Origin of the sequence: Stutzerimonas stutzeri, assembly GCF_009789555.1 — a bacterium.
Classification (GTDB): domain Bacteria; phylum Pseudomonadota; class Gammaproteobacteria; order Pseudomonadales; family Pseudomonadaceae; genus Stutzerimonas; species Stutzerimonas stutzeri_R.
This window is the reverse complement of record NZ_CP046902.1, coordinates 3485024-3508941: the sequence shown is the minus strand read 5'-3', so window position 1 is coordinate 3508941 and position 23918 is coordinate 3485024. Positions and strand designations below refer to the sequence as shown.

Below are 23918 nucleotides of genomic sequence, written 5' to 3'. Positions count from 1 at the left end.
TTCATTTCTGTTCACTGTCAATGTTCACAATTGTTCATTTTGAACACTTCAAGCCAGGGCGTTTCGCAGCGGACGCCCGGCCTAGCGCCATTGCCGCCCCTGGCACGGATATCGCTCGGCTCCTTGCCTAAAAAGACAAGGATGCGGCATGTCCATTACCTTGGAACACGTCACCCGATCCGTCGATGGCAGCCTTCATGTCGACGACGTCAGCCTGTCGTTCGAGCCAGGCTCGTTCAACGTTCTGATCGGCCGAACGTTGTCGGGCAAGACCTCGTTGATGCGATTGATGGCGGGGCTCGACACACCGGACTCCGGGCGGATCCTGATGAACGGCGCCGATGTGACGGGCGTGCCGGTGCGCAAGCGCAACGTGTCGATGGTTTACCAGCAGTTCATCAATTACCCGACGCTGACCGTCTTCGAGAACATCGCCTCGCCTCTGCGGCAGGCGCGCCTGAGCCCGGTGGACATCGAGCGCAAGGTCCGTGAAACAGCCGAGATGCTGCATATAGAGGGGTTTCTCGAGCGCTATCCGCTGGAGTTGTCCGGCGGGCAGCAGCAACGTACCGCGATGGCCCGCGCGCTGGTCAAGGACGCGGACCTGATCCTGTTCGATGAGCCGCTGGTCAATCTCGACTACAAGCTGCGCGAGGAACTGCGCCAGGAAATGCGCGCGCTGTTCAGGACGCGGCGCAGCATTGCCGTCTACGCCACTACCGAGCCCAACGAGGCACTGGCACTAGGCGGAACGGCAACCGTTCTGCATGAAGGCCGCGTGATACAGAGTGGGCCGACATCGGAGGTCTATCACCGTCCCAGCCAGATGCTCAGCGCCGAGCTGTTCTCCGAGCCACCGATCAACCTGCTGGCGGGGCGCATGGGCGCCAATGAAGTGAGCTTGCTGGACTGCATGCATTTTCCGCTCAATGCGGACCTGCGCGGGCTGGGTGAAGGCCAATACCGGTTCGGTATTCGCCCCAGCCACATTGGCCTGGTGCCGTCCAATGACGATGACCTGGAGGTTTCAGGCCGGGTCGAGCTGGCGGAGATCAGCGGATCGGAAACCTTCCTGCACGTACGCAACGACCATTTCGGCCTGGTGCTGCACCTGCAAGGCGTGCACGACTATGCGGTGGATTCGCCCATCCGGGTGTACATCCCGACCCACAAGCTGTTTGTGTTCGATGCGGCCGGGCAGTTGGCTCAGGCGCCGGCCCGACGTGTCTGAGGAAAGCGCCATGGCGGAGATTCGTTTGCAGAACCTTGCCCACAGCTACAGCTCGCAACCGAGCGGGGCGGCGGACTATGCCATTCGCGAGCTGGACCACGTCTGGGAGCAGGGCGGGGCCTACGCGCTGCTTGGTCCGTCCGGCTGCGGCAAGTCGACCTTGCTCAACATCATTTCCGGGTTGCTCAGCCCCTCCCAGGGGAAGGTCCTGTTCGACGCGCGCGAAGTGAACAGCCTCTCGCCGCAGGCGCGCAACATCGCGCAGGTTTTCCAGTTTCCGGTCGTCTACGACACCATGACCGTGTTCGACAACCTGGCGTTCCCGTTGCGCAATCAGGGCGTGACGGAGGCACGGGTTGCCAGCAAGGTGCATGAGATCGCCGAGGTGCTCGATCTGCATCCATTGCTTGCGCGCAAAGCCCGTAACCTGACAGCGGACGAGAAACAGAAAGTCTCCATGGGCCGCGGCCTGGTGCGCGACGACGTATCGGCGATTCTCTTCGACGAGCCGCTGACGGTCATCGATCCGCACCTGAAATGGAAACTGCGGCGCAAGCTCAAGCAGATCCATGAGCAGTTCAATATCACCATGATCTACGTCACTCACGATCAGCTGGAAGCGTCCACCTTCGCCGACAAGATCGCAGTGATGCACGGTGGGCAGATCGTTCAGTTCGGGACCCCGAGGGAGCTGTTCGAAAGGCCACAGCACACCTTCGTCGGCTTCTTCGTGGGCAGTCCGGGCATGAACCTGATCGAGGTGCGTGGCGAGCAGGGAGGTATTGGATTCGGCGATCTGCACCTGCCGCTTTCCAGTCCGTTGGTTGCACGGCTACCGGACCTCGCAGCGTGCCGCCTGCAGATCGGCATCCGCCCGGAGTTCGTTCAGGTCGCCGAGGACGCGACACCTGGCGGCATGCAGGCCGAGGTCGTGCGGGTCGAGGACCTGGGAACCTACAAGATCGTCGCGTTTCGCCTGCAGGGCCATCTGATCAAGGCTCGATTGCCGGAAGACCAGACCGTCCCGAAAGACACGGCATGGCTGGGCTTCCCGGCCCAGTGGTTGATGCTCTATGCCGACGACCGCCTGGTGGAGGTCGAATCATGAACAAAATCCAGGACAACCGCGCCTGGTGGCTGGTGCTGCCGGTGTTCCTGCTGGTGGCATTCAGCGCCATCCTGCCGATGATGACGGTCGTGAATTATTCGGTTCAGGACATCTTCGATTCTTCGACGCGGTTTTTCGTCGGCGCGGACTGGTACCGACAGATCCTGCACGATCCCCGGCTGCACGACTCGCTGCTGCGGCAGTTCGTCTTCTCCGGTTGCGTCCTGTTGATCGAAATCCCGTTGGGCATCGCGGTCGCGCTGACCATGCCGACCCGTGGCCGCTGGGCGTCGCTTTGCCTGATCGTGATGGCGATTCCGCTGCTGATCCCGTGGAACGTGGTCGGGACGATCTGGCAGATCTTCGGGCGCGCGGATATCGGCCTGCTCGGCTACGGCCTCCGTGAGCTGGGCATCGACTACAACTATGCGTCCAATACCCGCGATGCCTGGGTGACGGTGCTGGTGATGGATGTGTGGCACTGGACCTCGTTGGTCGCGCTGCTGTGCTATTCGGGGTTGCGGGCGATCCCGGACGCCTACTACCAGGCCGCGCGGATCGACCGGGCGTCGGCCTGGGCCGTGTTTCGCTACATCCAGTTGCCCAAGCTCAAGAGCGTTCTGTTGATCGCGGTGATGCTGCGCTTCATGGACAGCTTCATGATCTACACCGAGCCTTTCGTCCTCACCGGCGGCGGGCCGGGCAATGCCACCACCTTTCTCAGCCAGACGCTGACCAAGATGGCGGTGGGGCAGTTCGATCTCGGCCCGGCGGCGGCGTTCTCACTGATCTATTTCCTGATCATCCTGCTGGTGTCCTGGCTGTTCTATACGGCCATGACCCATGGCGACCCGAAATGACGAGGAGGGCGCCGATGAACCTGCGCAAGCGAGTCGTATTGATCCTCTACATCGTGTTTCTGATGGTGCCGATCTATTGGCTGGTCAATATGTCGTTCAAGAGCAACACGGAGATTCTCGGCGGGCTTACGCTCTGGCCACAGGGTTTCACGCTGGACAACTATCGGGTGATCTTCACCGATCGCAGCTGGTACAGCGGCTACATCAATTCGCTGTATTACGTCTGCCTGAACACCGTCATTTCGCTGACCGTGGCGCTGCCGGCCGCCTATGCCTTTTCCCGTTTCCGCTTTCTCGGCGACAAGCACCTGTTCTTCTGGCTGCTGACCAATCGAATGGCGCCGCCGGCAGTGTTCCTGCTGCCGTTCTTTCAGCTCTACTCATCGATCGGGCTGTTTGACACGCACATCGCGGTGGCCCTGGCGCACTGTCTGTTCAACGTGCCCCTGGCGGTGTGGATTCTCGAAGGCTTCATGTCAGGCGTGCCCAAGGAGATCGACGAGACGGCGTACATCGACGGTTATAGCTTCCCCAGGTTCTTCGTGAAGATTTTCATTCCGCTGATCGGCTCGGGCATCGGCGTGACGGCCTTCTTCTGCTTCATGTTTTCCTGGGTCGAGCTGTTGCTGGCGCGCACGCTGACGTCGGTGGACGCGAAACCCATCGTTTCCGTGATGACGCGGACCGTCTCGGCCTCGGGCATCGACTGGGGTGTGCTCGCCGCCGCCGGCGTGCTGACCATTCTGCCCGGCATGCTGGTGATCTGGTTCGTGCGTAATCACGTCGCCAAGGGCTTCGCCCTCGGCCGGGTATAGGAGACAGCCTATGAACTGGATGGCCTGGACCCTGCCAACGGCGGTGTTCTTCGCGGCGATCGGCCTGATGCTGGCATTCATGAGCGTCTGGGAGTTGAAACGTCCCTGCGTGCCACGTCGAGGCGTGCTGCCTATCGTCACCACCCGTGGCGATCGCCTGTTCATTGGACTGCTGGGCAGCGCTTATTGGCATCTGCTGCTGATAGGGCTGACCGACTGGAGCATCTGGATAGCGTCCGCGCTGTCTCTCGTCTGGTTGTTTGCAGTGATGCGCTGGGGGTGAGCCTACCGGGTTCATCCCTCCGAGTAACCCAAAGGAGGTGTTTATGTTCGACAATAAAAACAACACCCGACATGGCATGGCGCTCACGGCCCTGCTGACGTTGTCCGGCATTGCGGGAACGACATGGGCCGACGCCTATGAAGACGCGGCGAAGAAATGGGTCGAGTCGGAATTCAATCCCTCGACGCTCTCGCCGGAGCAGCAAATGGAGGAGTTGCGCTGGTTCATCAAGGCGGCCGAGCCATTTCGCGGGATGGAGATCAACGTCGCGTCGGAAACCATCACCACCCATGAATACGAATCCAAGACCCTCGCTCGAGCATTCAGCGAAATCACCGGAATCCGTCTGCGCCACGATCTGATGCAGGAGGGCGACGTCGTCGAGAAACTGCAGACCCAGATGCAGTCCGGCAAGAACATTTATGACGGCTACATCAACGACTCCGACTTGATCGGCACGCATTTCCGCTACGGCAAGGCGGTTGCCATCAGCGACATGATCGAAGGCGAAGCCAAGGACTACACGCTGCCGACGCTCGATCTGGACGACTTCATCGGTATTTCGTTCACCACCGGGCCGGACGGCAAGATCTACCAATTGCCCGTTCAGCAATTCGCCAATCTCTACTGGTTTCGCGCCGACTGGTTCGAGCGGGACGATCTGAAACAACAGTTCAAGGAGCGCTACGGGTACGAACTCGGCGTTCCGGTGAATTGGTCGGCGTATGAAGACATCGCCGAGTTTTTCAGCAAGCACGTCAAGCAGATCGATGGCCAACGCGTGTACGGCCACATGGATTACGGCAAGAAGGACCCATCGCTTGGCTGGCGTTTCACCGATGCCTGGTTCTCCATGGCCGGCGCGGGGGACAAAGGACTGCCGAACGGCTTGCCGGTTGATGAGTGGGGCATCCGCGTCGAGGATTGTCATCCGGTCGGGTCGAGCGTTGCGCGCGGCGGCGCCACCAATGGGCCTGCGGCGGTCTATGCGACCCAGAAATACGTCGACTGGATGCGCGAATACGCACCGCCAGAAGCGCAGGGCATGACCTTTTCCGAATCCGGGCCGGTGCCGGCGCAAGGCAACATCGCCCAGCAGATATTCTGGTACACCGCCTTTACCGCGGACATGACCAAGCCCGGCCTGCCGGTCGTCAACGAAGATGGCACGCCGAAATGGCGGATGGCGCCGTCACCCAAGGGGCCGTACTGGGAGGAGGGCATGAAGCTCGGCTATCAGGACGCCGGTTCGTGGACCTTCCTCGACTCGACACCCGAGAAACGGCGTCTGGCCGCGTGGCTCTACGCACAGTTCACCGTCTCCAAAACCGTGTCGCTGAAAAAGACGCTCGTCGGCCTGACGCCCATCCGTGACTCCGATGTCAATTCCGATGCCATGACCGAGGCGGCGCCGAAGCTGGGTGGCCTGATCGAGTTCTATCGCAGTCCGGCGCGGGTGCAATGGACGCCGACCGGGACCAACGTGCCGGATTACCCACGGCTGGCGCAGCTCTGGTGGCAATACATCGCCGAAGCGGCCAGCGGAGACAAGACCCCTCAGCAAGCGCTGGATGGTCTTGCCGAAGCGCAGGACACCATGATGGCGCGGTTGGAGCGCGCCAATGTACAGCCCAAGTGCGGTCCCAAACTCAACGAGCCACGGGATCCGGAATACTGGCTGAGCCAGCCCGGAGCGCCGAAACCGAAGCTTGAGAACGAAAAGCCCCAGGGCCAGACCGTCAGCTATGACGAACTGATCAAATCATGGGAGCAGGCGCGCTGAGGCAGGGTGCGCCGCGCACTCGCAACGAAAAACGGCACCCTCGGGTGCCGTTGTTTTGCCTCGCAGACTCAAACGCCCGCGCGCTCAGCCATGCAAATGCTCGGCCGCGTGCAAGGTGTTTTCCAGCAGGCAGGCGCGGGTCATCGGGCCTACACCGCCCGGCACCGGGGTGATCCAGCTCGCCCGTTGTGCCGCCACTTCGAACTCGACATCGCCGACCAGCTTGCCGTCGGCCTGCCTGTTGATACCGACGTCTATGACGATGGCGCCTTCCTTGATCCACTCGCCCTTCACCAGTCCGGTGATACCCGTGGCCACCACGATGAGGTCGGCGCGCTTGACGTGCTCGGCCAGGTCATGGGTAAACCGGTGGGTGACGGTGGTGGTGCAGCCTGCCAGCAGCAGTTCCAGCGCCATGGGGCGACCCACGATGTTGGACGCGCCTACGACCACCGCATTGAGCCCGTGCAAGTCGACGCCAGTGCTTTCGAGCAGCGCCATGATGCCCTTGGGCGTGCATGGACGGAGCAGGGGCATACGCTGAGCGAGTCGGCCGATGTTGTATGGGTGGAAGCCATCGACGTCCTTGTCCGGGCGAATGCGTTCGAGCAACTGGGAGGCGTCCAGGTGCCTGGGCAAGGGCAGCTGGACGAGAATGCCATCGATAAGCGGATCATCATTGAGCTGATCGATCAGTGCCAGCAGCTCCGTCTGGCTGGTCGTCGCCGGAAGGTCATGGGCGGTGGACTTGAATCCTACTTCCTCGCAATCCTTGCGCTTGTGGGCCACATAGACTTGAGAGGCCGGATCGGTGCCCACGAGGATCACTGCCAGGCCGGGAACCCTGAGGCCCTGCTGGGAGCGCTCGGACACTCTGCCGGCAATCTGTTGGCGGATATTGGCAGCGATCTTTTTACCGTCGATCAGTTTTGCGGTCATGACGCTTGATTAACCATCGAGAAGGATTGAAAAAGGAGGCGCATTCTCGCACGGTGGCATCGTCCGGCAAAGGCAATGCGGTCATCGATTCCTGTAACTCCTTTACCAGACTGATTTTTTTTCGGTATTGCTGTTGACGACATGCAGGCAGGCCATTAAGATTCGCCCCGCTTGTCGAGCACAGCTTGCTGCTGGGTAAGACGGCTTTTGAAGGCCCAGGTCTTCAATGGCTGAAGCTTGAAGTCTGCGCTCGGATAGGTTGCAGATAAAAGCGCCCGTAGCTCAGCTGGATAGAGCATCCGCCTTCTAAGCGGATGGTCGCAGGTTCGAGTCCTGCCGGGTGCGCCATTTCGGGCTCTGGCACAAGCAATGCAACATGCAACATGCAATATGGTGGGCGTAGCTCAGTTGGTAGAGCACAGGATTGTGGCTCCTGCGGTCGTGGGTTCGAACCCCATCGTCCACCCCATATTCTGAAGCGCCAGGCATTGCCTGGCGTTTTCGTTTGGCAACAAGCGGACGTGGTGAAATTGGTAGACACACCAGATTTAGGTTCTGGCGCCGCAAGGTGTGAGAGTTCGAGTCTCTCCGTCCGCACCATGTAAGAAGCTGAAAGCCCCGGATTCCGGGGCTTTCGCGTTTCTGGGGCAGCGTGAAGGTGTGGGTGTTTGTTCCCAGTGCGTTCCCATGGAAAGAGAGACGGCAGACCGAAACAACCCCGCCCGGGCGAATCCCGCGATTTTGGTTGACTCATCGAAAACGGGTAATTTTGGTAAGGTGTGTTTCTGATTTGCAAAAACACCTTGTTTTTCAGTTCCATAGGATATGTTGTTAAAGGTAATAATAGGGTAATAAATAGGTAAGCGACTTACCTCTAGTACTGGTTATGTGATTGAAAACTGAATCCCTTTAAATTCAAGCACTTGCAAAAAAATTACCTTTTCCCTTACCTAAAATTACCTTTCGAGGTAATTGGTCAAGCCCAGAAAATACGTGGCCTCTAGCCTTTTCAGACGGGCGCCTTACCAAAATTACCTGTTTGCAAAATCGCTTCAGAATTCTGGCCTCTAAGGGCCTGCCTGAGAGGGGTACCCTTGCAGGGTTCCGCAGGTATTCATTACGCCGTGATCGTCTCGCCAGCCGTCGCAGTGGGCCGGCAGTGGCGTGCTGCAGGTGTGCAGAAAAAAAGCCACCTAAAGCCCGCAGGTGTGGTGGGGGGACAACGGCGCGCGCCGGGGTGGCTTCGACGCCGCGCTTCGATACAGAATCGGCGTTCTTTGACAAGGATGGATCGTGATGAGGTTTTCGCACCGGTATGGCTACGACCCCGCACGTAAGAGCGGAGAGCAGATCGTTGAGGATGCGCCCGACTGGTTACGGGAGGAGTTCGCTTTAGACGTACTTCAGAAACTGGTCTACGTCGACCAAGACTCGCGTATCAAGAATGATGAGCTTCGGCCGTTGGGAATGAAGGAGCTGAATGAGCGGCTGTGCTTCATCGTTCGCCGAAGAATGGACGATAGCGACTGGGATTCTTGGACATGCTGGGAAGGGCTGCGGTTTTCGCTAAATACCGCTGAGTGGTGGCAGTTTTACGATTGCGTCGAGCTGATTGGTGAGCAGCTCCGGCTAGCTGAGTCGAACTATGAGTCCATTGATTTCGCAAGTTCGTTCGAAGTTTTTAAGTATCCCGCTTACCAAGCGAAGGTGAATCGGCTGTTTGAAAAGCATCTAGTAGCGTGGCGGCTAAATTCTACCGGTAGCTTTGAAATGGCCCTTCCCAAGGATCTTTCGGAAAGAATAGACGCGGCGGTAAGCCAGTTGAAAGACGAGTTTCAACCAGCTCGTGTGCATTATTTGAAAGCCAAGCAGTACATCCTTGGTACTAGCAAGGACACCGAAAACTCTATCAAAGAGTCGATAAGCGCACTTGAGAGCGTGTGCAGGGTGCTTTATCCGAAGGCTTCGACACTAGGCAAAGCCCTGGCTCAGATGAAATCTGAAGGCCATTATCCGCCCCGCTTGATCTCAGTGTTTGAGAAGTTTTACGACTACTGCAACGATGAGCCAGCGGTTCGGCACGGGGCTCGCGTACCGTCTAGAGCTCACGCGCTAGACGCCGAACTAGCGTTGCATCTAAGTGCGGCTTTCATTCGGTACACGCTCGAAGTCAAGCGGAACAAGGTCAAGCCTGATGAAGTTCCCTGAACCGCACCACCTCTTCCCCAACCCACTCATTCACCTGAGCCAGCCTTGCCTGGATCGGCTCAAGTTCGTTGACCGCCCAGACCTCGGCGGCCTCGCGCAGCGAGCCGAACCCCCCAGCGTTCTGCGGCACGATACCCATCAGCTGGGGCGGGATGCGCAGCGCGGCGAGTAGATCGTCGCGGCTGATGTTCTTGATCGAACCGAACTCGTCCTTCGCCGCCACTTCGCTCACCGGCAGCAGCTGGATGCCGTCCTTCTTTCCACCCGGTGCGTACATGAACAGGTTGCGGAAGTTGCCCGGCCCCTTGGCTGATTTGAGCGCAGTGCGCAGGGCGTCGACGTCTTCTTCCTTCTGCGCCGCGTCGGTCATGTACATGATGAAGCCGGCATGCGACCCGTTCTGGTAATACCGGCGCCGGAAGAGGGTGGCCGACTCGTTGAGCAGCGCGCTCTGCAGCGCGGACAACCATTCCGGCAACCCGTACACCTCCTGGTTGATATCCGCCTCGCGCAAGTGGCAGATGGTGCCGGCGGCGAATTGGTGTTCATCCTTCCACCCGCGCACCTGGTAGTAGGTTTCCAGATTGGCGCCGCGGCGCATGTACTTGGCCAGCGTCGGCTGCAGGCTCAGCGCCTGGCCCAGCATGTTCTGGCGTCGTTCCAGGTACGCATTGCCACACCACAGCCAGTCCAGGGCGAACTGGCCGAACGCTTGCCGGCTCAGCAGCTTGTGCGGAATGAACGTCCGCTCGAGCATGTTGCGCTTGAAGTTCAGCCCGCTCTGCAGGAACACGCTCGCCCTGGTCGACTTCGCCAGCCCATCCAGTGACAGCGGCGGTTCGTACCAACGCCCGTTAAGCCAGCATTCGAGATAGTCCAGGAGCTCGCGTCCGTCGAGCACCGGCATCGGGTCGCCGAACGTGAAGGCCTCGATACCTGGGGCGGGTGCGGCGGCAATGTCGGTGGTCATCAGTAGATCTCCATAAAGCTGGTGTTCTGGGCGGTCATGCCCTCGAGCGGCTCGTTGTGCAGGGCATGGAACAGCGCCCACGCCAGATCGGCATGGCCGGTGTCGTCGGTGCGGCCAGCGGTGTAGGTCATCTGCCGGCCGCTCGCCGTGGTGGTCTTGCGGATCGCCATCAGCGAGGAGGCGAGGTCCGTCCAGCCGGCGTCGAATTCCAGCCGGCCCTTGTGGATCACGTCGTAAGCCTTCAGCACCAGGCGGGTTTTCACCTCTGGCGAGTAGCTGAAGGTGGTCAGGTTCGGGAAGAACTGCTTCACCAACTGCGCCACGCCCGAACCCATGCCGGTCATGTCGATGCCGATATACGTCACCCAATAGCGAAGCGTCACCCGGCGGATCGCCTCGGCCTGGGCGGCGAAGTCCATCCCGCGGAACTGATGACGCTCGAGCACGCGGAACTTGCCGCCCGGTACCAACGGCGGCGCAACCACGATCAGGCCGGCGCTGTCACCGGTTTCGGCCGGGTCGTAACCCACCCACACCTGGCGGTCACCGAAGGGCCGATCGGCGAACGGCTTGTAGTCCTCGTTCCACTCGATCCAGCTGTCCACCATGCAGGGCTGCAGCATGTTCAGCGGGAAGATGCTCGCGCCGTCATCGACGAACTGGCACATCAGCAGGTTCTGAAAGGCCTCTGCGTCGTACTCTTCACGAAGTTCGTCCAGGTCGAAAAGGTCACAGCCTCTGGATTCGGCATCCATGATCGTGACGATCTGGCGCCAGACACGGTCCTCGCACAATCGGCCCCCATGAAGGGTTTCGTGACTGACATCGATCGTGACTTGCTGGCTTTTGGGCAGCTTCTTGTTGCGGCGCTCCCCGGTCCAATAGCTGTATGCCTCGTGAGCCATAGAGCTGGGTGTACTGAAGTAGGTTTTCCGCCACTTCTTATGCAAGGCCATACCAGAGGCGACCTTGTTGATCTCCTTGAATTTGTGTACCCAGAAAAATTCGTCGAAGTAGAAGTTGCCGCTACGGCCCTGCGCGGTGCGGTAGTTGGTTCCTAGAAAGTGCAGCTCCGCATTGTTCCAAAGCACGATGGGATCGCCGGAAAGCTTGACGCCCAAGACTTCGTTAACGAAAGCCTGCATGTAGGTCTTGAATTGGTGGGCTTGGGCTTTGCTGGCAGAAAGGAAAATTTGGTTTCGGCCAGTGGTGATCGCATCGATTAGCGCCTCGCGAGCGAAATAATAGGTCGCTCCGATCTGCCGAGACTTGAGAAGCATCCTGGTCCGCTGATTACCCGCGCGGTACCAGTCCAACTGGTAATCGAAACACCCATCTCTGAACGCTTCCTCGAGCGTTTCGATTTGCTCTTCACTGAACTCGTTACGTTTAGGCGCTGCCTTCGGCCCCTCGTTGCGCTTGGCCAGGTTCGGGTTGAGGTCCGTTTCGGTACCGCCGCTCTGGTACCGCTGAATGCGAGACTGCCGCTCCAGCTGACGGTGCAGCAGGTCAATTTCCTTGAAGTCGCCGCCGGTCTTGCCGTCCTTCAGGATCAGCTGAACCAATCGGGCTTCCAGCGCGCCGCCGATGCGTTCGACGTTGTCGGCCCGGTCCCATTCATCCCGGGTCTTCCAGCTGTGGACGGTCTTTTCCTTCTCGTCCAGGTAGTCGGCGATATCGGTGATGCGCCAACCCGTCCAGTACAAAAACTTGGCCTGGCGGCGGTTATCACGTTGGGCGGGGAGTTCGGTGGCTGCGTTCATGGCGCAGATGGTGTCGCGCACGCGTGAGGCCCGTTAGCGCCGCGCCCTGTACCTGCCGCGCATACACAGCGGGGCGATTGCCCGCGCACCGCCCGCTGCCGACCATGCCCTCAACGCTAACGCCGCCCGCTGCGGCCAGCCTGAGGACATGCCCCCATGAAGAAATTCCGCTCCCGTTGGTTCCGCATCGGCGTCGAAGGCGCGACCACCGACGGCCGCAAGATCGAACGCAGCTGGCTCGAAGAAATGGCCGCCAGTTACAACCGCGACACCTACGGCGCTCGCATCAACGTCGAGCACATCAAAGGCCTGTCGCCTGATTCGCAGTTCGGCGCCTATGGCGACGTGCTCGCGCTGAAGGTCGACGAGGTCGAAGTTGGTGGCGAAAAGAAACTCGCCCTGTTCGCACAGATTCAGCCCAACGAGGCGCTGCAGGCCCTGAACAAGAAGGGCCAGAAGATTTACACCTCCATGGAGATCCAGCCCAAGTTTTCCGACACCGGTAAGGCCTATCTGGTCGGACTGGCCGTCACCGACAGCCCGGCGAGCCTGGGCACCGAAGCGCTGGAGTTCAGCGCGCAGCACGGCACGCTGACTAGCCGCAAGCAGGACAAAGAGAATTTGTTCTCTGCTGCGGAAGAGGCTGAGTTGACGTTCGAGGAAGTTGACGACACCCCATCCAAAGTTGCCGGGCTGTTCAAGAAGGTCAGCGAGCTGCTCGGTAAGGGCAAGCAGAACGAGGAGCAGTTCAGCGAACTGGCCGAAACCCTCGAAGCCATTGCCAAGCACTCAGCAGACCAGGCCGAAGCGCTTTCAGCTGAGCAGTCAGCACGGAAAGGACTGGAGGCCAAGTTCAGCACGCTGACCAGCGACCTACAGGCGCTCAAAGAGCAGCTCGAGAAAACCCCCGACCCCAAACAGTTCAAGCGCCCGCCGGTTGGCGGCGGCGACCCCGCTGCACTTACTGACTGCTGATCGACTGACGGTCACGCCATAGCCACGAATACCGGAGAATCCAATGCGCAACGATACCCGCCACCACTTCGACGCCTACCTGAGCCAGCTCGCCAAGCTCAGCGGCGTATCCGACGCAACCAAAACCTTTGCCGTCGACCCCACTGTCCAGCAGAGGCTGGAAACCCGCATGCAGGAATCCAGCGAATTCCTGAGCCGCATCGGCATGATCGGTGTCGACGAGCTCAAGGGTGAGAAAGTCGGCCTTGGAGTCAGCAGCACCATTGCCGGTCGCACTGACACCACCGGCGCGGGCGTGCGTGTGCCGCGCGACGTTTCCGACCTGACCAAGGACGGCTACGAGTGCCGCCAGACGGACTTCGATACCGCCGTGCGCTATGCCCAGCTCGACGCCTGGGCAAAGTTTCCTGATTTCCAAAGCCGTCTGCGCGACGCCATCCTCAAGCGCCAGGCGCTTGACCGGATCATGATCGGCTTCAACGGTACCAGCGCGGCCGCAACTACTGACCGCGGCGCTAACCCGCTGTTGCAGGACGTCAACATCGGCTGGCTGCAGAAATACCGCACCAATGCAGCGGCCCGCGTCCTGAAGGACGGAAAAACTGCCGGCAAGATCGTCATCGGCACCAGTGAACTCGCCGACTACAACAACCTCGACGCCTTGGTCTTCGATGCTATCGCCAACCTGATTGACCCGTGGCATCGCAAGGACCCCGGCATCGTCGTCATCCTCGGCAGCAACCTGGTCCACGACAAATACTTCCCACTGATCAACAAGGAACAGCCCGCTTCCGAGAAGCTGGCCACCGACATGATCATTTCCCAGAAGCGCATGGGCGGTAAGCAGCCGGTCGAAGTGCCCTACGTGCCGGATAGCGCCATGCTGATCACAAGCCTGGAAAATCTGGCCATCTACTGGCAGACCGGTGGTCGCCGCCGTCACGTCCAGGAGAATCCGAGCAAGAACCGCATCGAGAACTTCGAGTCCAGCAACGATGATTACGTCGTCGAGGACTACGGCCTCGGCTGCCTCATCGAAAACATCGAGCTGGAGGCCTGACCGCGATGGCCATGAGCCCAGCCAAGCGCCATTTCCAGCGCGTCTCCGCGGCCATCGCCGCGGCGGCCGTTGCCGGTCCCGAGCAGTCCATGGCCGGCGCTACCGCCTACGAACAGCAACTGCTGCAGCTCAACCAGGACCGATTGCGCCTCAAGCAGGTGCAGTCGGAGCAGGGCAAGGCTGAACTCAAGCGCACGCTGATCCCGGAGTACGCGCCTTACATCGAAGGCGTCCTGTCTGCCGGCAACGGGGTCGAGGACGACGTGCTCACTACCCTCATGGTCTGGTGCATCGATGCGGGTTACTTCGCCAATGCGCTCGATATCGGCGCCTATGTGCTCAAACACAACCTGAAGATGCCTGACCGCTTCGCTCGCACCACCGGTTGCCTGCTGGCCGAGGAGGTGGCCAACGGTGCGCTCAAGGTGCAGAAGGCCGGCGGCGACTTCCCGCTGTACGTGCTCGAGCAGGCCCAAACCATCACCGCCGCGCATGACATGCCCGACGAAGCCCGCGCCAAGCTGCACCTGGCAACAGGCAAGGCGATGCTGGGCAAAGTCGACGAGCAGCAGCTCGACGGCCGATTGCTCGAGCAAGCCAAGGCACAACTGGCCAAGGCCATCGACCTGCACAGCAGCTGCGGCGGCAAAAAGGATCTGGAGCGGGTTGACCGCCTCCTGAAGAAACACGCGGAATGCAAGCCAGCCGAGACCGGTACCGGCGCGCCACCCGTCGACGACGAGACGCCCAAGCCTGAACAGGGCAAAGGCGACCAAACCGACGAAGGCGAGCAGGGCACCGACACCGGCCCCAGCGAGCCACCCGCTAACTGAGCGTCCCCCACGCACTCGGCGGCTCGGGGCTGATCGACAGGTTTTCTCCTTGCCTTGTCGTGACGCCCCGACCACCGCCGAACCAGGGAAGAATTCATGAGCGCATTCATCGCAACAGGGGGCAGCCAAGCGCCGCACCCCATCACCAACGATGGCTGGTTTCCGCCCCTGGACGGCCAGCACATGCGCGAAGCGCTGCGCCTTGACGGCAGCATCACCGATGCCCGCCTGGAAACCGCGGCGGTCAACGCCGTGATCGAGGTCAACCGCGAGCTCAAGCGCTTCAAGTTCGCCAACCTCGCCGCCGACCATGAAAGCTTGGCCGACGTGCCCGCTGACCAGATCCAGAACGAGTCCGAGCTGCTGCACCTCTATCGCCGTGCGATCTACTGCAGCGCCGGCGCCGAGCTGGCCGAGCGTTACCGCGATTACAGCGCCACCGGCGACGGTGCCGAACGCGCCGAAGCCCTCACGCCCACCGCAGACGAATACCGCCGCGATGCCCGCTGGGCGATCCGCTCAATCCTCGGTCGCGTGCATACCACCGTGGAGCTCATCTGATGGAAACGATCGACTGGAACGAAATCAGCCGTCGCGGGCTACTGGAGCGGATCAACCGAGAAATCATGCACCCGCTTGGCTTGGCCATTTGCCGCGAAGTCGAAACGGGCGTCTCGCCTGGTGCACTGGTTTCTGACAACGGCCCATTCGTCTATCCGGATATTGCCAACGCCGAGGGCGATGAGTGATGGCCAGCCTTCGCGCCGTCCAGGGCGACACCGTCGACGCCATCTGCTGGCGGCACTACGGGCGCACCGCCGGCGTGGTCGAGCAAGTCCTCGAAGCGAACCCCGGCCTGGCCGACCTCGGCCCGGTCATCCCCAACGGCACGCTTATCGCGCTGCCAGACGCAGCCGTACAGGCTGAACAACGCCAGCTGGTGAACCTATGGGATTGATCTATCTCGCGCTCTACAAGGGCCGCGGCACGTTGTTCAACCGCTTGATCCGCCTCTGGACGCGTTCGATCTACAGCCACTGCGAACTGGTCATGCCGGACGGCCGCTGGCTATCGGCATCCGCGATGGATGGCGGCGTGCGCGCCAAGCGCATCGAGGTCGACCTGGCCCACTGGGACCTGATCCCGGTGCCCTGGGCAGATGCCAACCACATCGAGCAACTGTTCATTGCCAACCGTGGCCGCGGTTACGACTGGCTCGGCCTGCTCGGCAGCCAGGTTCTGCCCATCACCCTCGACAACAAACGCCGGATGTTCTGCAGCGAATTCTGCGCCGCCGGGCTGGGCTATCCGCTGCCGCAGCGGTACAGCCCGGCCTTGCTGGGCGAAGTCGTCCGGCACGTCCACAACCTCAACCTTGGACATCGGAATGAAGCACATGCCTGACAGACCGGAAACATGGGTCTGGCTCTCCGCTTGGTTGGAGGCCAACTTCCCAGCCCTTTACGCCGGTGCGCTCGCCATGCTCATCGCCGTGTGGCGAATCATCTACGGCGGCGGAAAGCTCCGCCAGCTTGCTCTTGAAGCACCGCTTTGCGGCTTGCTCGGCATTGGCGTCTCGTACGGCCCCGCGCTCATCGGTGCGCCCCGGGAGGCGGGCGTATTCCTCGCCTGCATGGTCGGGCTGTTCGGCGTCGAAGCCAGCCGGGCAGCGGCCAAGAAGGTCATCACCAAAAAGGCAGAGCAGCTATGACCCTACGCAACGGCGATCGCGGGCTGGCTGTCCGTCAGCTGCAAATCCAGCTCAACAGGCACGGCGCCTCGCTGCGTGCCGACGGGGACTTCGGTGATGCCACCGAGGCCGCTGTCGCAGCATACCAACGCAAGCTCGGGCTGGTTGTAGACGGCGTAGCCGGCAGCAAAACGCTGGCCGCGCTGACCGGAGCCGATCTGTCGCGCCTGCTCAAGCAGAAGGACTTGCAGCAGGCCGCCGACCGCCTCGGCGTGCCACTGGCGAGCGTCATGGCCGTCAACCAGGTGGAGAGCCGCGGCGAAGGCTTCGAGGTCAATGGTCGCCCGGCAATCCTGTTCGAGCGTCACGTCATGTTCGATCGCCTGCAGGCCAACGGCATGACCGTGGCCGAGGCTGAGGCACTTGCCGTCAAGTTTCCCGCCCTGGTCAACCGTCGCCCGGGCGGTTACGCCGGCGGCACCGCCGAGCATCAGCGCCTCGCCCAGGCCAAGCAGATCCACAACGCGTCCGCGCTGGAATCCGCCAGTTGGGGCCTGTTCCAGATCATGGGCCATCACTGGGAGCGCCTCGGCTACCTCGACGCCCGGCACTTTGCCGACACCATGGCCCTCAGCGAAGCGGCGCAGCTCGACGCCTTCGTCTCGTTCATTGAAGCCGACCCCGTGTTGCACAAAGCGCTCAAGGCTCGCAACTGGAAGGCATTCGCGAGGGGCTACAACGGGAAGAACTACGCAAAGAACCTCTACGACGTGAAGCTCGCCCGCGCCTATGCGCAGTTCGCTGGCGAACACGCCCAGGAGCAGGCCGCATGATCGACCTCGAGCGGATCCGCAAGCACAGCCCGCAGGATGGCGACGTGTTCGAGCTGCCGGCCGACACGTCCCCGCAACTGGCCGGGCAGTTCGCCGAGGCGTTGCACGTTGCGGTACCGGGCGTGCGCTGCCTTGTACTGATCGGCACCGTCAACCAGGTGGATGAAGCCGCGATGAACCTTGCCGGGTGGTACCGCCAATGACGAGCTGGAAAGTCTGGCTTGGCATAGCAGGGCTGGTCGTGGCGCTGCTGGTGGCCTTGAACGTCCAGGCTCAGCGCATCGACGCGGCCAACGCCCGCGCGGATCTCGCCACCGACCGCCTAGAGGCAGCCGAACAACGTAGCGCCCGACAGTCCGCCACCATCGTCCGCCTCGGCGGCGAGGTGGCATCGCAACGCCTCGCTCAGCTTTCGTTGCAACAAACGCTCAGCGCCCAGCAGCAGGCCCAGGCCACCGATCAGCTCAAGAAGAAGGAACGCCGCCGTGAAGATCCAGACCATCAAAGCTGGGCTGATCAGCCTCTGCCTGATGCTGCTCGCCGCCTGCACCACCGCCCGGCCATCATCGGAGCCGCCGGTTACCGTCAGTGGTTGTCCGGTCGTGACGCGCTGTACGCTGAACCCAGCCGCACCGGCCAGTAACGGCGAACTCAGCGACGACGGTGACTACCTGATGAGTGCCTGGGGCGAATGCGCCGCCAAGGTTGACTTGGTCGTGGAGCACAACGAGCGGGCGGCCCAGCCATGAACAAACCCGAATCCCTGCGCGCGCATCTGGTCGCCGCTGTGCCCGAGCTCAAGCGCAACCCCGACCGCCTGCTCACCTTCGTCGACAACGGCAGCATGCGCAGCACCGCAGCGCCCGGCCTGTCGTTCGAATACAGCTACACGCTCAACCTGATCCTTACCGACTTCGCCGGCCATCCGGACGCCATTGCCATCCCGCTGTTCGCCTGGGTGCTGGCCAACCAGCGCGAGCTGATGGAAAACCTCGAAAAGGGCAGGGACGCGATCAAGTTCGAGGCGGACATCCTCGACAACAGCAAGGTCGACCTCAGCATCACGCTGCCGCTCACCGAGCGCGTCATCGTCAAGCGCCTGGATGACGGCACCCTGCAGGTGGAGCACCCACCAGAACCTCAGCTGGAACCGTATTTCGACGCGGGGCCTTGGCAGCTCTACGCTAAGGGTGAGCTACTGGCCGAGTGGGAGAGCATGCAAGGCACCGGTACCGACATCGCCAGCCCGCACCCGGCCCGCAGCAATGGCTGACGACCTGTCCGCCTTGGAAGACTGGGCCGGCGCGCTGCTTAATCGCCTGCAGCCCGCCGAGCGCCGCAAGCTCAACCAGACAATCGCGCGCAACCTGCGCCGTAGTCAGCAGCAGCGCATCGCCGCCCAGCGCAACCCGGACGGCACACCTTATGCGCCGCGAAAACCCCGTGAGCAGCTCCGTGCAAAGCAGGGCAGGGTCAAGCGCAAGATGTTCACCAAGCTCAGGCAGGCGCGGTACCTCAAGCTGCAGAGTGACGCCAGCAGCATCGCCATCGGCTTTCTCGGCCGCACCTCACGGCTTGCCCGCATTCACCAGTACGGCCTGCGCGACCGGCCTGGCCGCAACGCTGTCGACGTCCAGTACGCCCGTCGCGGGCTGCTCGGCTTCACGCCGGATGAACTCGACATGATCCGCGACCAGCTGCTCGATCATCTGACGCGCTGATCGCTTGCTGTAGCGCACCCGGCTACATGGCCCACCCAATGCGCCACGCGCGCGCGACCGTCAGCATGGTCGCCATGAACATCACCGATCTCATTCGCCGCCTCGACAACCTGATCCGCCTCGGCACCATTGTCGCAGTGGACCACGAGGCCGCGCGCTGCACAGTCACATCGGGCGGGCTCACCGTGCCGAACCTGCCCTGGCTCGCCCTGCGCGCCGGCAGCAGCAGCGACTGGGACCCGCCAACGGTCGGCGAGCAGTGCATCCTATTCAGCCCCAGCGGCGAACCGGCTCAGGGCGTGGCCCTGGTCGGCCTCTACTCACAGCAACGTCCGGCGCCGTCGAATAGCGCCACCGTGCGCCGCCGGACCTATCCGGACGGGGCTGTGATCGATTACGACCACGCAAGCCATACGCTGAGCGCCACACTGCCAGATGGCGGCAAGGCGCAGCTCGCCGCACCCGGTGGCGTCAGCATCCTTGGAAACGTGGTCATCACCGGACGGGTAACGGTTAGCGATGACGTGGTTGCAGCGGGCATCAGCCTAGTCAAGCACGTTCACAGCGGCGTCCAGAGCGGCCCGAGCAACACGGGGGAGCCGCAATGATCGGCATGTCTGCCACCACTGGCCGCGCCCTCGAGGGCAACGCCCACCTGGCGCAGTCCATCGCCGACATCCTCACCACCCCGATCGGCACGCGCATCATGCGCCGCGAATACGGCAGCCAACTGCCGGACCTCATCGACTGGCCGACTAACGACAGCACGCGGTTGAAGGCCTATGCCGCCACCGCCATGGCGCTGCTGCGCTGGGAGCCGCGCATCCGTCTGAGCCGGGTGCAGTTGTTCCTGGGCGAGCAACCAGGGCAGGTGGTGCTCGACATCGAAGGCACCCGCGCAGACGTAAATGAGCCGCTCAGCCTGCGTGTGCCGCTTAACCTCGGAGCGATCGCATGAGCCAGTTCACCGCCATCAACCTCGCCCTGGTCGCGCCGCCGGAGGTCATCGAGCCGCTCGACTTCGAGCAGATCCTCACCGCGATGCTCGCCGACTTGATCGAGCGTGCGCCGGAGCTGGACGCCCAGATCGAATCCGAACCCTTCGTCAAGCTGCTGGAAGTGTGCGCCTATCGTGAGCTCCAGCTGCGTGCCCGAATCAATGATGCAGCCCGTGCGGTGATGCTGCCATATTCGTCAGGCACTGACCTGGACAACCTTGGCGCGCTCTTTGGCGTGACGCGCCTGCAGATAAGCCTGGCCAATCCGGACGCTGTTCCCCCCGTCGCAGCGGTATACGAGGGCGACAGTGAATTTCGGTACCGCATTCAGCTGTCGCTGGAAGGTCTGTCCACTGCCGGGCCCGAGGGGGCATATATCTTTCACGCGCTCAGCGCGGACGGCCAGGTCATGGATGCGAGCGCCACCAGCCCAAGCCCCGGTCAGGTTCTCGTCACCGTCTTGTCACGTGAAGGCAGCGGGACGGCAAGCCCCGAGTTGCTCAGCACCGTCCTGGCGCGTCTGAGCGACGAGAGCGTCCGGCCGCTGACTGACTACGTCCAGGTTCAAGCCGCCTCCGTTGTGCCGTATGAAGTAACCGCGACCTTGCACTTCTACGCAGGCCCCGATCGTGAAGTGATCATGGGCAACGCACGCGCCGCGCTCGAGGCCTACACCGAGGGTCAGCACAGGCTTGGCCTGGACGTGACCTTGTCCGGGCTTTACGCCGCACTGCATCAACCCGGCGTGCAGCGTGTCGACCTCGCAGAGCCAACCGCCAACCTGGTTGTCGACCGTCAAAGCGCCTCCTACTGCACCGCCATCAACCTCACCGATGGTGGCCTAGATGAGTGACCAGCCCTCCTTGCTGCCGCCCAACGCTTCGCCGCTTGAGCGCAAGCTCGAGCAGGCGACCCTGCGGCTCGGTACCTTGGCCGTGCCTCTGCGCGAGCTGTGGAATCCAGAGACGTGCCCAGCCAACCTGCTGCCCTGGTTGGCATGGACGCTCTCGCTCGACAGCTGGCAGCCCTATTGGCCGGAGGCGGTCAAGCGCGCCCGTATCGGCTCGGCCGTCGACATTCAACGCCGCAAGGGCACCTCCAAAAGCGTGCGCGACGTGGTGCGCAGCTTCGGCAGCTCGTTGGCCCTGCGCGAGTGGTGGCAGAAGAGCCCGATGGGCGCACCACACACCTTTGACGTGGTACTCACCCTGGGCGCCGGCGTGCCAAATACCGCTGCGTACCAGCAAGACATCATCAAGGAGATCGAGCGCACCAAGCCCGTTCGCTCGCATTTCACCCTCACCCTCGGCCTGGCCGCTACCGGAGGCCTCGGCCTGCAGAGTGCCGCACGGCCAGTCATCTACCGCCGCCTGCAATGCACTGAGGCCCCGTAATGGCACTACCAATCACCATCACCGATGCCGGCCGCGCCGAGATCATCAACGCCCAGAACACCGGCACCGGCCCGGTCACCATCACCGAAATCGGCTTCGGCACGGGTCAGTACACCCCGTTGAAGACGCGCACGGCGCTGCAGGCGCAGGTCAAGCGCGTGGGGTCGATCGCAGGGCAAGCCGTGGCCGCAGACACCATCCACGTCATGGCGCTGGACGAAAGCTCCTCGAGCTACAACGTCGGGGAGTTCGGCCTGTTCAGCGACAAGGGCACGCTCATTGCCGTCTACTCGCAGCCTGCAGCATCGGGCTGGATCATCCAGAAGGCCGGGCCATCCACGCTGCTGCTCGCCACCGACATCATCCTGGAGAGCCTGAACGCCACCAGCCTGACGTTCGGCGATATAAGTTTTATCAACCCGCCAGCGACCACCACCGTCCAGGGCGTCGTCGAGCTCGCCACGCCCGAAGAGACCCAGGCGGGCACCGATGCGGCGCGAGTCGTCACTCCGGCGGGGCTGAAAAGCCTTACCGCCACCACCACCCGGGCGGGTCTGGTACAGCTCAACGATTCGCTGTCCAGCCTCAGCACCTCGCAGGCCCTCACTGCGGCCCAGGGCAAGAAGCTCCAAGACGAGAAGCAGCCGAAAGACCAGACACTCACGGCTCTGGCGGGGTTGGTTACTGCGGCGAACCAGCTGATCTATGCCACCGGTGCTGACGCCTTCGCCACGACAAATCTGACTGCCTTCGCCCGGACCCTGCTTGATGATGTCGATGCCGCCACGGCCCTTGCCACGTTGGGCGCGGCGCCGCTCAACAGTCCTACTCTGACCGGCGAACCAAAAGCGCCCACGCCGTTACCGTCGGACAGCGACACCAGTATCGCGACGACCGCATTCGTCCGCGCGGCAATGGCGGCGTTTGGCGTTGGGGCACAGGGCGCATCCTTCCTCGCTACGCCGTCGACCATCGGCGGGGCAGATACAACTACCGATTGGAACTCGATCACCTCGCCGGGCTGGTGGCGGAAGGTGCTGGGGACAGCAAACCCCAACAACCCAGGAGGCGGCACTGCCCACTGGTACTGCCTGGTATTGGAGTACGGTGGCACAGGAAACTGCACCCAGGTCGCGTTTCCGTATGGCACAAACGCCGGCGCTGGCACGGTCAAATGGCGCAGTTGCTACAACGGAGCATGGAGCGTTTGGAATGAATTATGGCACTCCAGCAACTTGACCAAGCAGTTCAGCGCAGCGGATCTTACAAGTGACAGCTTGGCACGAGTCGATACCGTGCGGCGCAGGCTTGGCGCGCCTGGGAATCTCTACACCGAACGCGTGATATTACTGCACCCGCTTTATCAGAGCACTTTGTTACGTCAGTTCCTTGTCGATGGAAAGATCACGGCAACCCGGGGGTATACCAACGCAGGCAATGTGCTGCACTCGGTAGAGGTAACATCCCAGGCGGCATACAACTCGCATGACACAATGGTATATGGACTCGACGGAACGGGTGGGGTTACGTGGGAGGTCGTTTCCTGTACATATGGTGGGGTGAAGTATGCGGCGCTGAAGATGCCGTACCAGGCGTCTGCCTTTGGGGGTGGGATTTTTTTTGAAGGGCAGGTATTGGGTGATGATTCGAATTGCTTGGCGATTATTGATTACTTCAGCTACAACACCGGCGTTGTAAATTCTGAGATCAACAACAGTATTGCCCCGTTATCTGCGCGCAATAACTTCCAGGTTGGTGGAAAGTCAGTTTTCCATACCGGTAACGTCCCTGCGTTTATTCAAACGCTGCTCGACGACGCAGATGCTGCGACTGCTCGCGCGACGCTTGGCGCGAACAACGCATCGAACCTGAACGCCGGTGGGGTCTCGATTGACCTTCTCCCTGGCGCGGTGCGCAATCAAACGCAAGGGTCAACGATTCAAGACCCGAACTCCGCGACTGATCCAGTCATCCTGACAAACCATGCCAATTCGCCAAGCGCCAGTCTTTACTGGCACATCACGACCACGTTCTACAGCACGATTTCGGCAACCGGAAACCGTGGTCAGGTCGCCGTTTCGTACAACGCCGGGGCGACACAGGTCTATGCACGTAATTGCTTCAACTCTTCCTGGACGCCCTGGGTGCGCTGTGACGCGGGTGGGGTCAGCGTGCCGAAGAACACCGCCTCGCTCGGTGCGAGCGGCTGGTCGAGGGATGGAGATACCGGGCTGATCATGCAGTGGGGCAACAATGCCGTCAGTGCGTCCGGAACGCTGATCACACTGCCCATGACTTTCCCCAACGCATTCGTGCACCTCGGAGCCACGCAAAATCTTGCCGCTGGCGAATTCGACGAAGTGACCGCCGTTAAGGTTGGCACCTCGCAGATGCGGATCTATTCGACCAACGCGGGCGGCAGCGTCGACTGGCTCGCTATCGGTTACTGAAAAC

General features: G+C 61.6%; 27 protein-coding genes, 3 tRNA genes and 2 pseudogenes. 29 read left to right on the top strand and 3 right to left on the bottom strand.

The window, feature by feature from the left end:
• The first annotated feature begins 148 nt into the window (after positions 1 to 148).
• The 6 genes from GQA94_RS16120 to GQA94_RS16095 are packed head-to-tail and all read left to right on the top strand — an operon-like array spanning position 149 to position 6080.
• Positions 149 to 1231, top strand: coding sequence for an ABC transporter ATP-binding protein (locus GQA94_RS16120; protein ID WP_158188974.1), 1083 nt, complete (start codon positions 149 to 151; stop codon positions 1229 to 1231).
• A 10-nt stretch (positions 1232 to 1241) separates the two neighbouring features.
• Positions 1242 to 2339 (top strand): ABC transporter ATP-binding protein, encoded by a 1098-nt coding sequence (locus GQA94_RS16115; protein ID WP_158188973.1) that lies wholly within the window; start codon positions 1242 to 1244, stop codon positions 2337 to 2339.
• Positions 2336 to 3199: a carbohydrate ABC transporter permease gene (locus GQA94_RS16110; protein ID WP_158188972.1), complete on the top strand. Its 864-nt coding sequence runs from the start codon at positions 2336 to 2338 to the stop codon at positions 3197 to 3199. Before GQA94_RS16115 ends, GQA94_RS16110 begins: the two co-directional genes overlap by 4 nt.
• 14 nt (positions 3200 to 3213) lie before the next feature.
• On the top strand, positions 3214 to 4014 hold the full coding sequence (locus tag GQA94_RS16105; RefSeq protein WP_158188971.1) for a carbohydrate ABC transporter permease: 801 nt from the start codon (positions 3214 to 3216) through the stop codon (positions 4012 to 4014).
• Positions 4015 to 4024: 10 nt separating this feature from the next.
• Entirely contained in the window at positions 4025 to 4297 is a 273-nt protein-coding gene (locus GQA94_RS16100; RefSeq protein WP_158188970.1) for a DUF2160 domain-containing protein, read from the top strand.
• Positions 4298 to 4340: 43 nt separating this feature from the next.
• Complete coding sequence (locus GQA94_RS16095; RefSeq protein WP_158188969.1) at positions 4341 to 6080, top strand: ABC transporter substrate-binding protein; 1740 nt, start codon at positions 4341 to 4343, stop codon at positions 6078 to 6080.
• A gap of 84 nt (positions 6081 to 6164) precedes the next feature.
• Here GQA94_RS16095 and folD read toward each other — a convergent pair whose 3' ends face one another.
• A complete protein-coding gene (gene folD / locus GQA94_RS16090) occupies positions 6165 to 7019 on the bottom strand; it encodes a bifunctional methylenetetrahydrofolate dehydrogenase/methenyltetrahydrofolate cyclohydrolase FolD (protein WP_158188968.1) in 855 nt (284 codons plus the stop codon).
• 271 nt (positions 7020 to 7290) lie between these two features.
• Here folD and GQA94_RS16085 point away from each other — a divergent pair.
• The 4 genes from GQA94_RS16085 (at position 7291) to GQA94_RS16070 (ending at position 9227) form a co-directional block, all read left to right on the top strand.
• Positions 7291 to 7367 (top strand) — tRNA-Arg (locus tag GQA94_RS16085).
• A gap of 45 nt (positions 7368 to 7412) precedes the next feature.
• Positions 7413 to 7488 (top strand) — tRNA-His (locus tag GQA94_RS16080).
• Positions 7489 to 7534: 46 nt separating this feature from the next.
• Positions 7535 to 7619 (top strand) — tRNA-Leu (locus GQA94_RS16075).
• 696 nt (positions 7620 to 8315) lie between these two features.
• A complete protein-coding gene (locus GQA94_RS16070; RefSeq protein ID WP_158188967.1) occupies positions 8316 to 9227 on the top strand; it encodes an AbiJ-NTD4 domain-containing protein in 912 nt (303 codons plus the stop codon).
• Here the strand turns inward: GQA94_RS16070 and GQA94_RS16065 are convergent.
• Together GQA94_RS16065 and GQA94_RS16060 are read right to left on the bottom strand one after the other, a co-directional pair.
• Positions 9205 to 10197: a phage portal protein gene (locus GQA94_RS16065; RefSeq protein ID WP_158188966.1), complete on the bottom strand. Its 993-nt coding sequence runs from the start codon at positions 10195 to 10197 to the stop codon at positions 9205 to 9207. The genes GQA94_RS16070 and GQA94_RS16065 overlap by 23 nt on opposite strands.
• Positions 10197 to 11960: a terminase ATPase subunit family protein gene (locus tag GQA94_RS16060; protein WP_158190136.1), complete on the bottom strand. Its 1764-nt coding sequence runs from the start codon at positions 11958 to 11960 to the stop codon at positions 10197 to 10199. Before GQA94_RS16060 ends, GQA94_RS16065 begins: the two co-directional genes overlap by 1 nt.
• Positions 11961 to 12116: 156 nt before the next feature.
• Here GQA94_RS16060 and GQA94_RS16055 point away from each other — a divergent pair, with 156 nt between their 5' ends.
• The 19 genes and pseudogenes from GQA94_RS16055 to GQA94_RS15970 all read left to right on the top strand — a co-directional run bounded on the left by GQA94_RS16055 (position 12117) and on the right by GQA94_RS15970 (position 23914).
• Entirely contained in the window at positions 12117 to 12935 is an 819-nt protein-coding gene (locus GQA94_RS16055) for a GPO family capsid scaffolding protein (protein WP_158188965.1), read from the top strand.
• Between the two features lie 43 nt (positions 12936 to 12978).
• Complete coding sequence (locus tag GQA94_RS16050) at positions 12979 to 13995, top strand: phage major capsid protein, P2 family (protein WP_158188964.1); 1017 nt, start codon at positions 12979 to 12981, stop codon at positions 13993 to 13995.
• A 5-nt stretch (positions 13996 to 14000) separates the two neighbouring features.
• Positions 14001 to 14687, top strand: a pseudogene (gene gpM, locus GQA94_RS16045) (phage terminase small subunit); the annotation flags it as partial.
• Between the two features lie 237 nt (positions 14688 to 14924).
• Entirely contained in the window at positions 14925 to 15389 is a 465-nt protein-coding gene (locus GQA94_RS16040) for a head completion/stabilization protein (protein ID WP_158188962.1), read from the top strand.
• Positions 15389 to 15577: a DUF7415 domain-containing protein gene (locus GQA94_RS16035; RefSeq protein ID WP_158188961.1), complete on the top strand. Its 189-nt coding sequence runs from the start codon at positions 15389 to 15391 to the stop codon at positions 15575 to 15577. The genes GQA94_RS16040 and GQA94_RS16035 overlap by 1 nt, the downstream gene beginning before the upstream one ends.
• Entirely contained in the window at positions 15577 to 15786 is a 210-nt protein-coding gene (locus GQA94_RS16030) for a tail protein X (protein WP_158188960.1), read from the top strand. Before GQA94_RS16035 ends, GQA94_RS16030 begins: the two co-directional genes overlap by 1 nt.
• A complete protein-coding gene (locus GQA94_RS16025) occupies positions 15777 to 16232 on the top strand; it encodes a hypothetical protein (RefSeq protein ID WP_199270056.1) in 456 nt (151 codons plus the stop codon). Before GQA94_RS16030 ends, GQA94_RS16025 begins: the two co-directional genes overlap by 10 nt.
• Complete coding sequence (locus tag GQA94_RS16020; RefSeq protein WP_158188959.1) at positions 16225 to 16539, top strand: phage holin, lambda family; 315 nt, start codon at positions 16225 to 16227, stop codon at positions 16537 to 16539. Before GQA94_RS16025 ends, GQA94_RS16020 begins: the two co-directional genes overlap by 8 nt.
• Complete coding sequence (locus GQA94_RS16015) at positions 16536 to 17351, top strand: N-acetylmuramidase domain-containing protein (protein WP_158188958.1); 816 nt, start codon at positions 16536 to 16538, stop codon at positions 17349 to 17351. The genes GQA94_RS16020 and GQA94_RS16015 overlap by 4 nt, the downstream gene beginning before the upstream one ends.
• On the top strand, positions 17348 to 17554 hold the full coding sequence (locus GQA94_RS16010) for a hypothetical protein (protein ID WP_158188957.1): 207 nt from the start codon (positions 17348 to 17350) through the stop codon (positions 17552 to 17554). Before GQA94_RS16015 ends, GQA94_RS16010 begins: the two co-directional genes overlap by 4 nt.
• Complete coding sequence (locus tag GQA94_RS16005; RefSeq protein ID WP_158188956.1) at positions 17551 to 17994, top strand: DUF2570 domain-containing protein; 444 nt, start codon at positions 17551 to 17553, stop codon at positions 17992 to 17994. Before GQA94_RS16010 ends, GQA94_RS16005 begins: the two co-directional genes overlap by 4 nt.
• Positions 17909 to 18100, top strand: a pseudogene (gene lysC / locus GQA94_RS23445) (Rz1-like lysis system protein LysC); the annotation flags it as partial. The gene GQA94_RS16005 and the pseudogene lysC, both read left to right, overlap by 86 nt.
• Positions 18097 to 18624 (top strand): phage tail protein, encoded by a 528-nt coding sequence (locus GQA94_RS16000; protein ID WP_158188955.1) that lies wholly within the window; start codon positions 18097 to 18099, stop codon positions 18622 to 18624. The pseudogene lysC and the gene GQA94_RS16000, both read left to right, overlap by 4 nt.
• Positions 18617 to 19072 carry a phage virion morphogenesis protein gene (locus tag GQA94_RS15995; RefSeq protein WP_158188954.1) on the top strand — a complete coding sequence of 152 codons (456 nt, stop codon included), beginning with the start codon at positions 18617 to 18619 and terminating at the stop codon, positions 19070 to 19072. Before GQA94_RS16000 ends, GQA94_RS15995 begins: the two co-directional genes overlap by 8 nt.
• A gap of 65 nt (positions 19073 to 19137) precedes the next feature.
• A complete protein-coding gene (locus tag GQA94_RS15990; protein ID WP_158190134.1) occupies positions 19138 to 19680 on the top strand; it encodes a phage baseplate assembly protein V in 543 nt (180 codons plus the stop codon).
• Complete coding sequence (locus GQA94_RS15985) at positions 19677 to 20030, top strand: GPW/gp25 family protein (RefSeq protein WP_158188953.1); 354 nt, start codon at positions 19677 to 19679, stop codon at positions 20028 to 20030. Before GQA94_RS15990 ends, GQA94_RS15985 begins: the two co-directional genes overlap by 4 nt.
• Positions 20027 to 20923, top strand: coding sequence for a baseplate assembly protein (locus GQA94_RS15980; RefSeq protein WP_158188952.1), 897 nt, complete (start codon positions 20027 to 20029; stop codon positions 20921 to 20923). Before GQA94_RS15985 ends, GQA94_RS15980 begins: the two co-directional genes overlap by 4 nt.
• Positions 20916 to 21464, top strand: coding sequence for a phage tail protein I (locus GQA94_RS15975; protein ID WP_158188951.1), 549 nt, complete (start codon positions 20916 to 20918; stop codon positions 21462 to 21464). Before GQA94_RS15980 ends, GQA94_RS15975 begins: the two co-directional genes overlap by 8 nt.
• The gene (locus GQA94_RS15970; RefSeq protein ID WP_158188950.1) at positions 21464 to 23914 is read left to right on the top strand and encodes a gp53-like domain-containing protein; all 2451 of its coding nucleotides are present in this window, start codon (positions 21464 to 21466) and stop codon (positions 23912 to 23914) included. The genes GQA94_RS15975 and GQA94_RS15970 overlap by 1 nt, the downstream gene beginning before the upstream one ends.
• The last annotated feature ends 4 nt before the right edge of the window (positions 23915 to 23918 follow it).

Bases quoted from the DNA above. Each gene is read 5' to 3' on its own strand.
- GQA94_RS16120 (WP_158188974.1), top strand. From the start codon at position 149: ATGTCCATTACCTTGGAACACGTCACCCGATCCGTCGATGGCAGCCTT.
- GQA94_RS16115 (WP_158188973.1), top strand. From the start codon at position 1,242: ATGGCGGAGATTCGTTTGCAGAACCTTGCCCACAGCTACAGCTCGCAA.
- GQA94_RS16110 (WP_158188972.1), top strand. From the start codon at position 2,336: ATGAACAAAATCCAGGACAACCGCGCCTGGTGGCTGGTGCTGCCGGTG.
- GQA94_RS16105 (WP_158188971.1), top strand. From the start codon at position 3,214: ATGAACCTGCGCAAGCGAGTCGTATTGATCCTCTACATCGTGTTTCTG.
- GQA94_RS16100 (WP_158188970.1), top strand. From the start codon at position 4,025: ATGAACTGGATGGCCTGGACCCTGCCAACGGCGGTGTTCTTCGCGGCG.
- GQA94_RS16095 (WP_158188969.1), top strand. From the start codon at position 4,341: ATGTTCGACAATAAAAACAACACCCGACATGGCATGGCGCTCACGGCC.
- folD (WP_158188968.1), bottom strand. From the start codon at position 7,019: ATGACCGCAAAACTGATCGACGGTAAAAAGATCGCTGCCAATATCCGC.
- GQA94_RS16070 (WP_158188967.1), top strand. From the start codon at position 8,316: ATGAGGTTTTCGCACCGGTATGGCTACGACCCCGCACGTAAGAGCGGA.
- GQA94_RS16065 (WP_158188966.1), bottom strand. From the start codon at position 10,197: ATGACCACCGACATTGCCGCCGCACCCGCCCCAGGTATCGAGGCCTTC.
- GQA94_RS16060 (WP_158190136.1), bottom strand. From the start codon at position 11,960: ATGAACGCAGCCACCGAACTCCCCGCCCAACGTGATAACCGCCGCCAG.
- GQA94_RS16055 (WP_158188965.1), top strand. From the start codon at position 12,117: ATGAAGAAATTCCGCTCCCGTTGGTTCCGCATCGGCGTCGAAGGCGCG.
- GQA94_RS16050 (WP_158188964.1), top strand. From the start codon at position 12,979: ATGCGCAACGATACCCGCCACCACTTCGACGCCTACCTGAGCCAGCTC.
- GQA94_RS16040 (WP_158188962.1), top strand. From the start codon at position 14,925: ATGAGCGCATTCATCGCAACAGGGGGCAGCCAAGCGCCGCACCCCATC.
- GQA94_RS16035 (WP_158188961.1), top strand. From the start codon at position 15,389: ATGGAAACGATCGACTGGAACGAAATCAGCCGTCGCGGGCTACTGGAG.
- GQA94_RS16030 (WP_158188960.1), top strand. From the start codon at position 15,577: ATGGCCAGCCTTCGCGCCGTCCAGGGCGACACCGTCGACGCCATCTGC.
- GQA94_RS16025 (WP_199270056.1), top strand. From the start codon at position 15,777: ATGGGATTGATCTATCTCGCGCTCTACAAGGGCCGCGGCACGTTGTTC.
- GQA94_RS16020 (WP_158188959.1), top strand. From the start codon at position 16,225: ATGCCTGACAGACCGGAAACATGGGTCTGGCTCTCCGCTTGGTTGGAG.
- GQA94_RS16015 (WP_158188958.1), top strand. From the start codon at position 16,536: ATGACCCTACGCAACGGCGATCGCGGGCTGGCTGTCCGTCAGCTGCAA.
- GQA94_RS16010 (WP_158188957.1), top strand. From the start codon at position 17,348: ATGATCGACCTCGAGCGGATCCGCAAGCACAGCCCGCAGGATGGCGAC.
- GQA94_RS16005 (WP_158188956.1), top strand. From the start codon at position 17,551: ATGACGAGCTGGAAAGTCTGGCTTGGCATAGCAGGGCTGGTCGTGGCG.
- GQA94_RS16000 (WP_158188955.1), top strand. From the start codon at position 18,097: ATGAACAAACCCGAATCCCTGCGCGCGCATCTGGTCGCCGCTGTGCCC.
- GQA94_RS15995 (WP_158188954.1), top strand. From the start codon at position 18,617: ATGGCTGACGACCTGTCCGCCTTGGAAGACTGGGCCGGCGCGCTGCTT.
- GQA94_RS15990 (WP_158190134.1), top strand. From the start codon at position 19,138: ATGGTCGCCATGAACATCACCGATCTCATTCGCCGCCTCGACAACCTG.
- GQA94_RS15985 (WP_158188953.1), top strand. From the start codon at position 19,677: ATGATCGGCATGTCTGCCACCACTGGCCGCGCCCTCGAGGGCAACGCC.
- GQA94_RS15980 (WP_158188952.1), top strand. From the start codon at position 20,027: ATGAGCCAGTTCACCGCCATCAACCTCGCCCTGGTCGCGCCGCCGGAG.
- GQA94_RS15975 (WP_158188951.1), top strand. From the start codon at position 20,916: ATGAGTGACCAGCCCTCCTTGCTGCCGCCCAACGCTTCGCCGCTTGAG.
- GQA94_RS15970 (WP_158188950.1), top strand. From the start codon at position 21,464: ATGGCACTACCAATCACCATCACCGATGCCGGCCGCGCCGAGATCATC.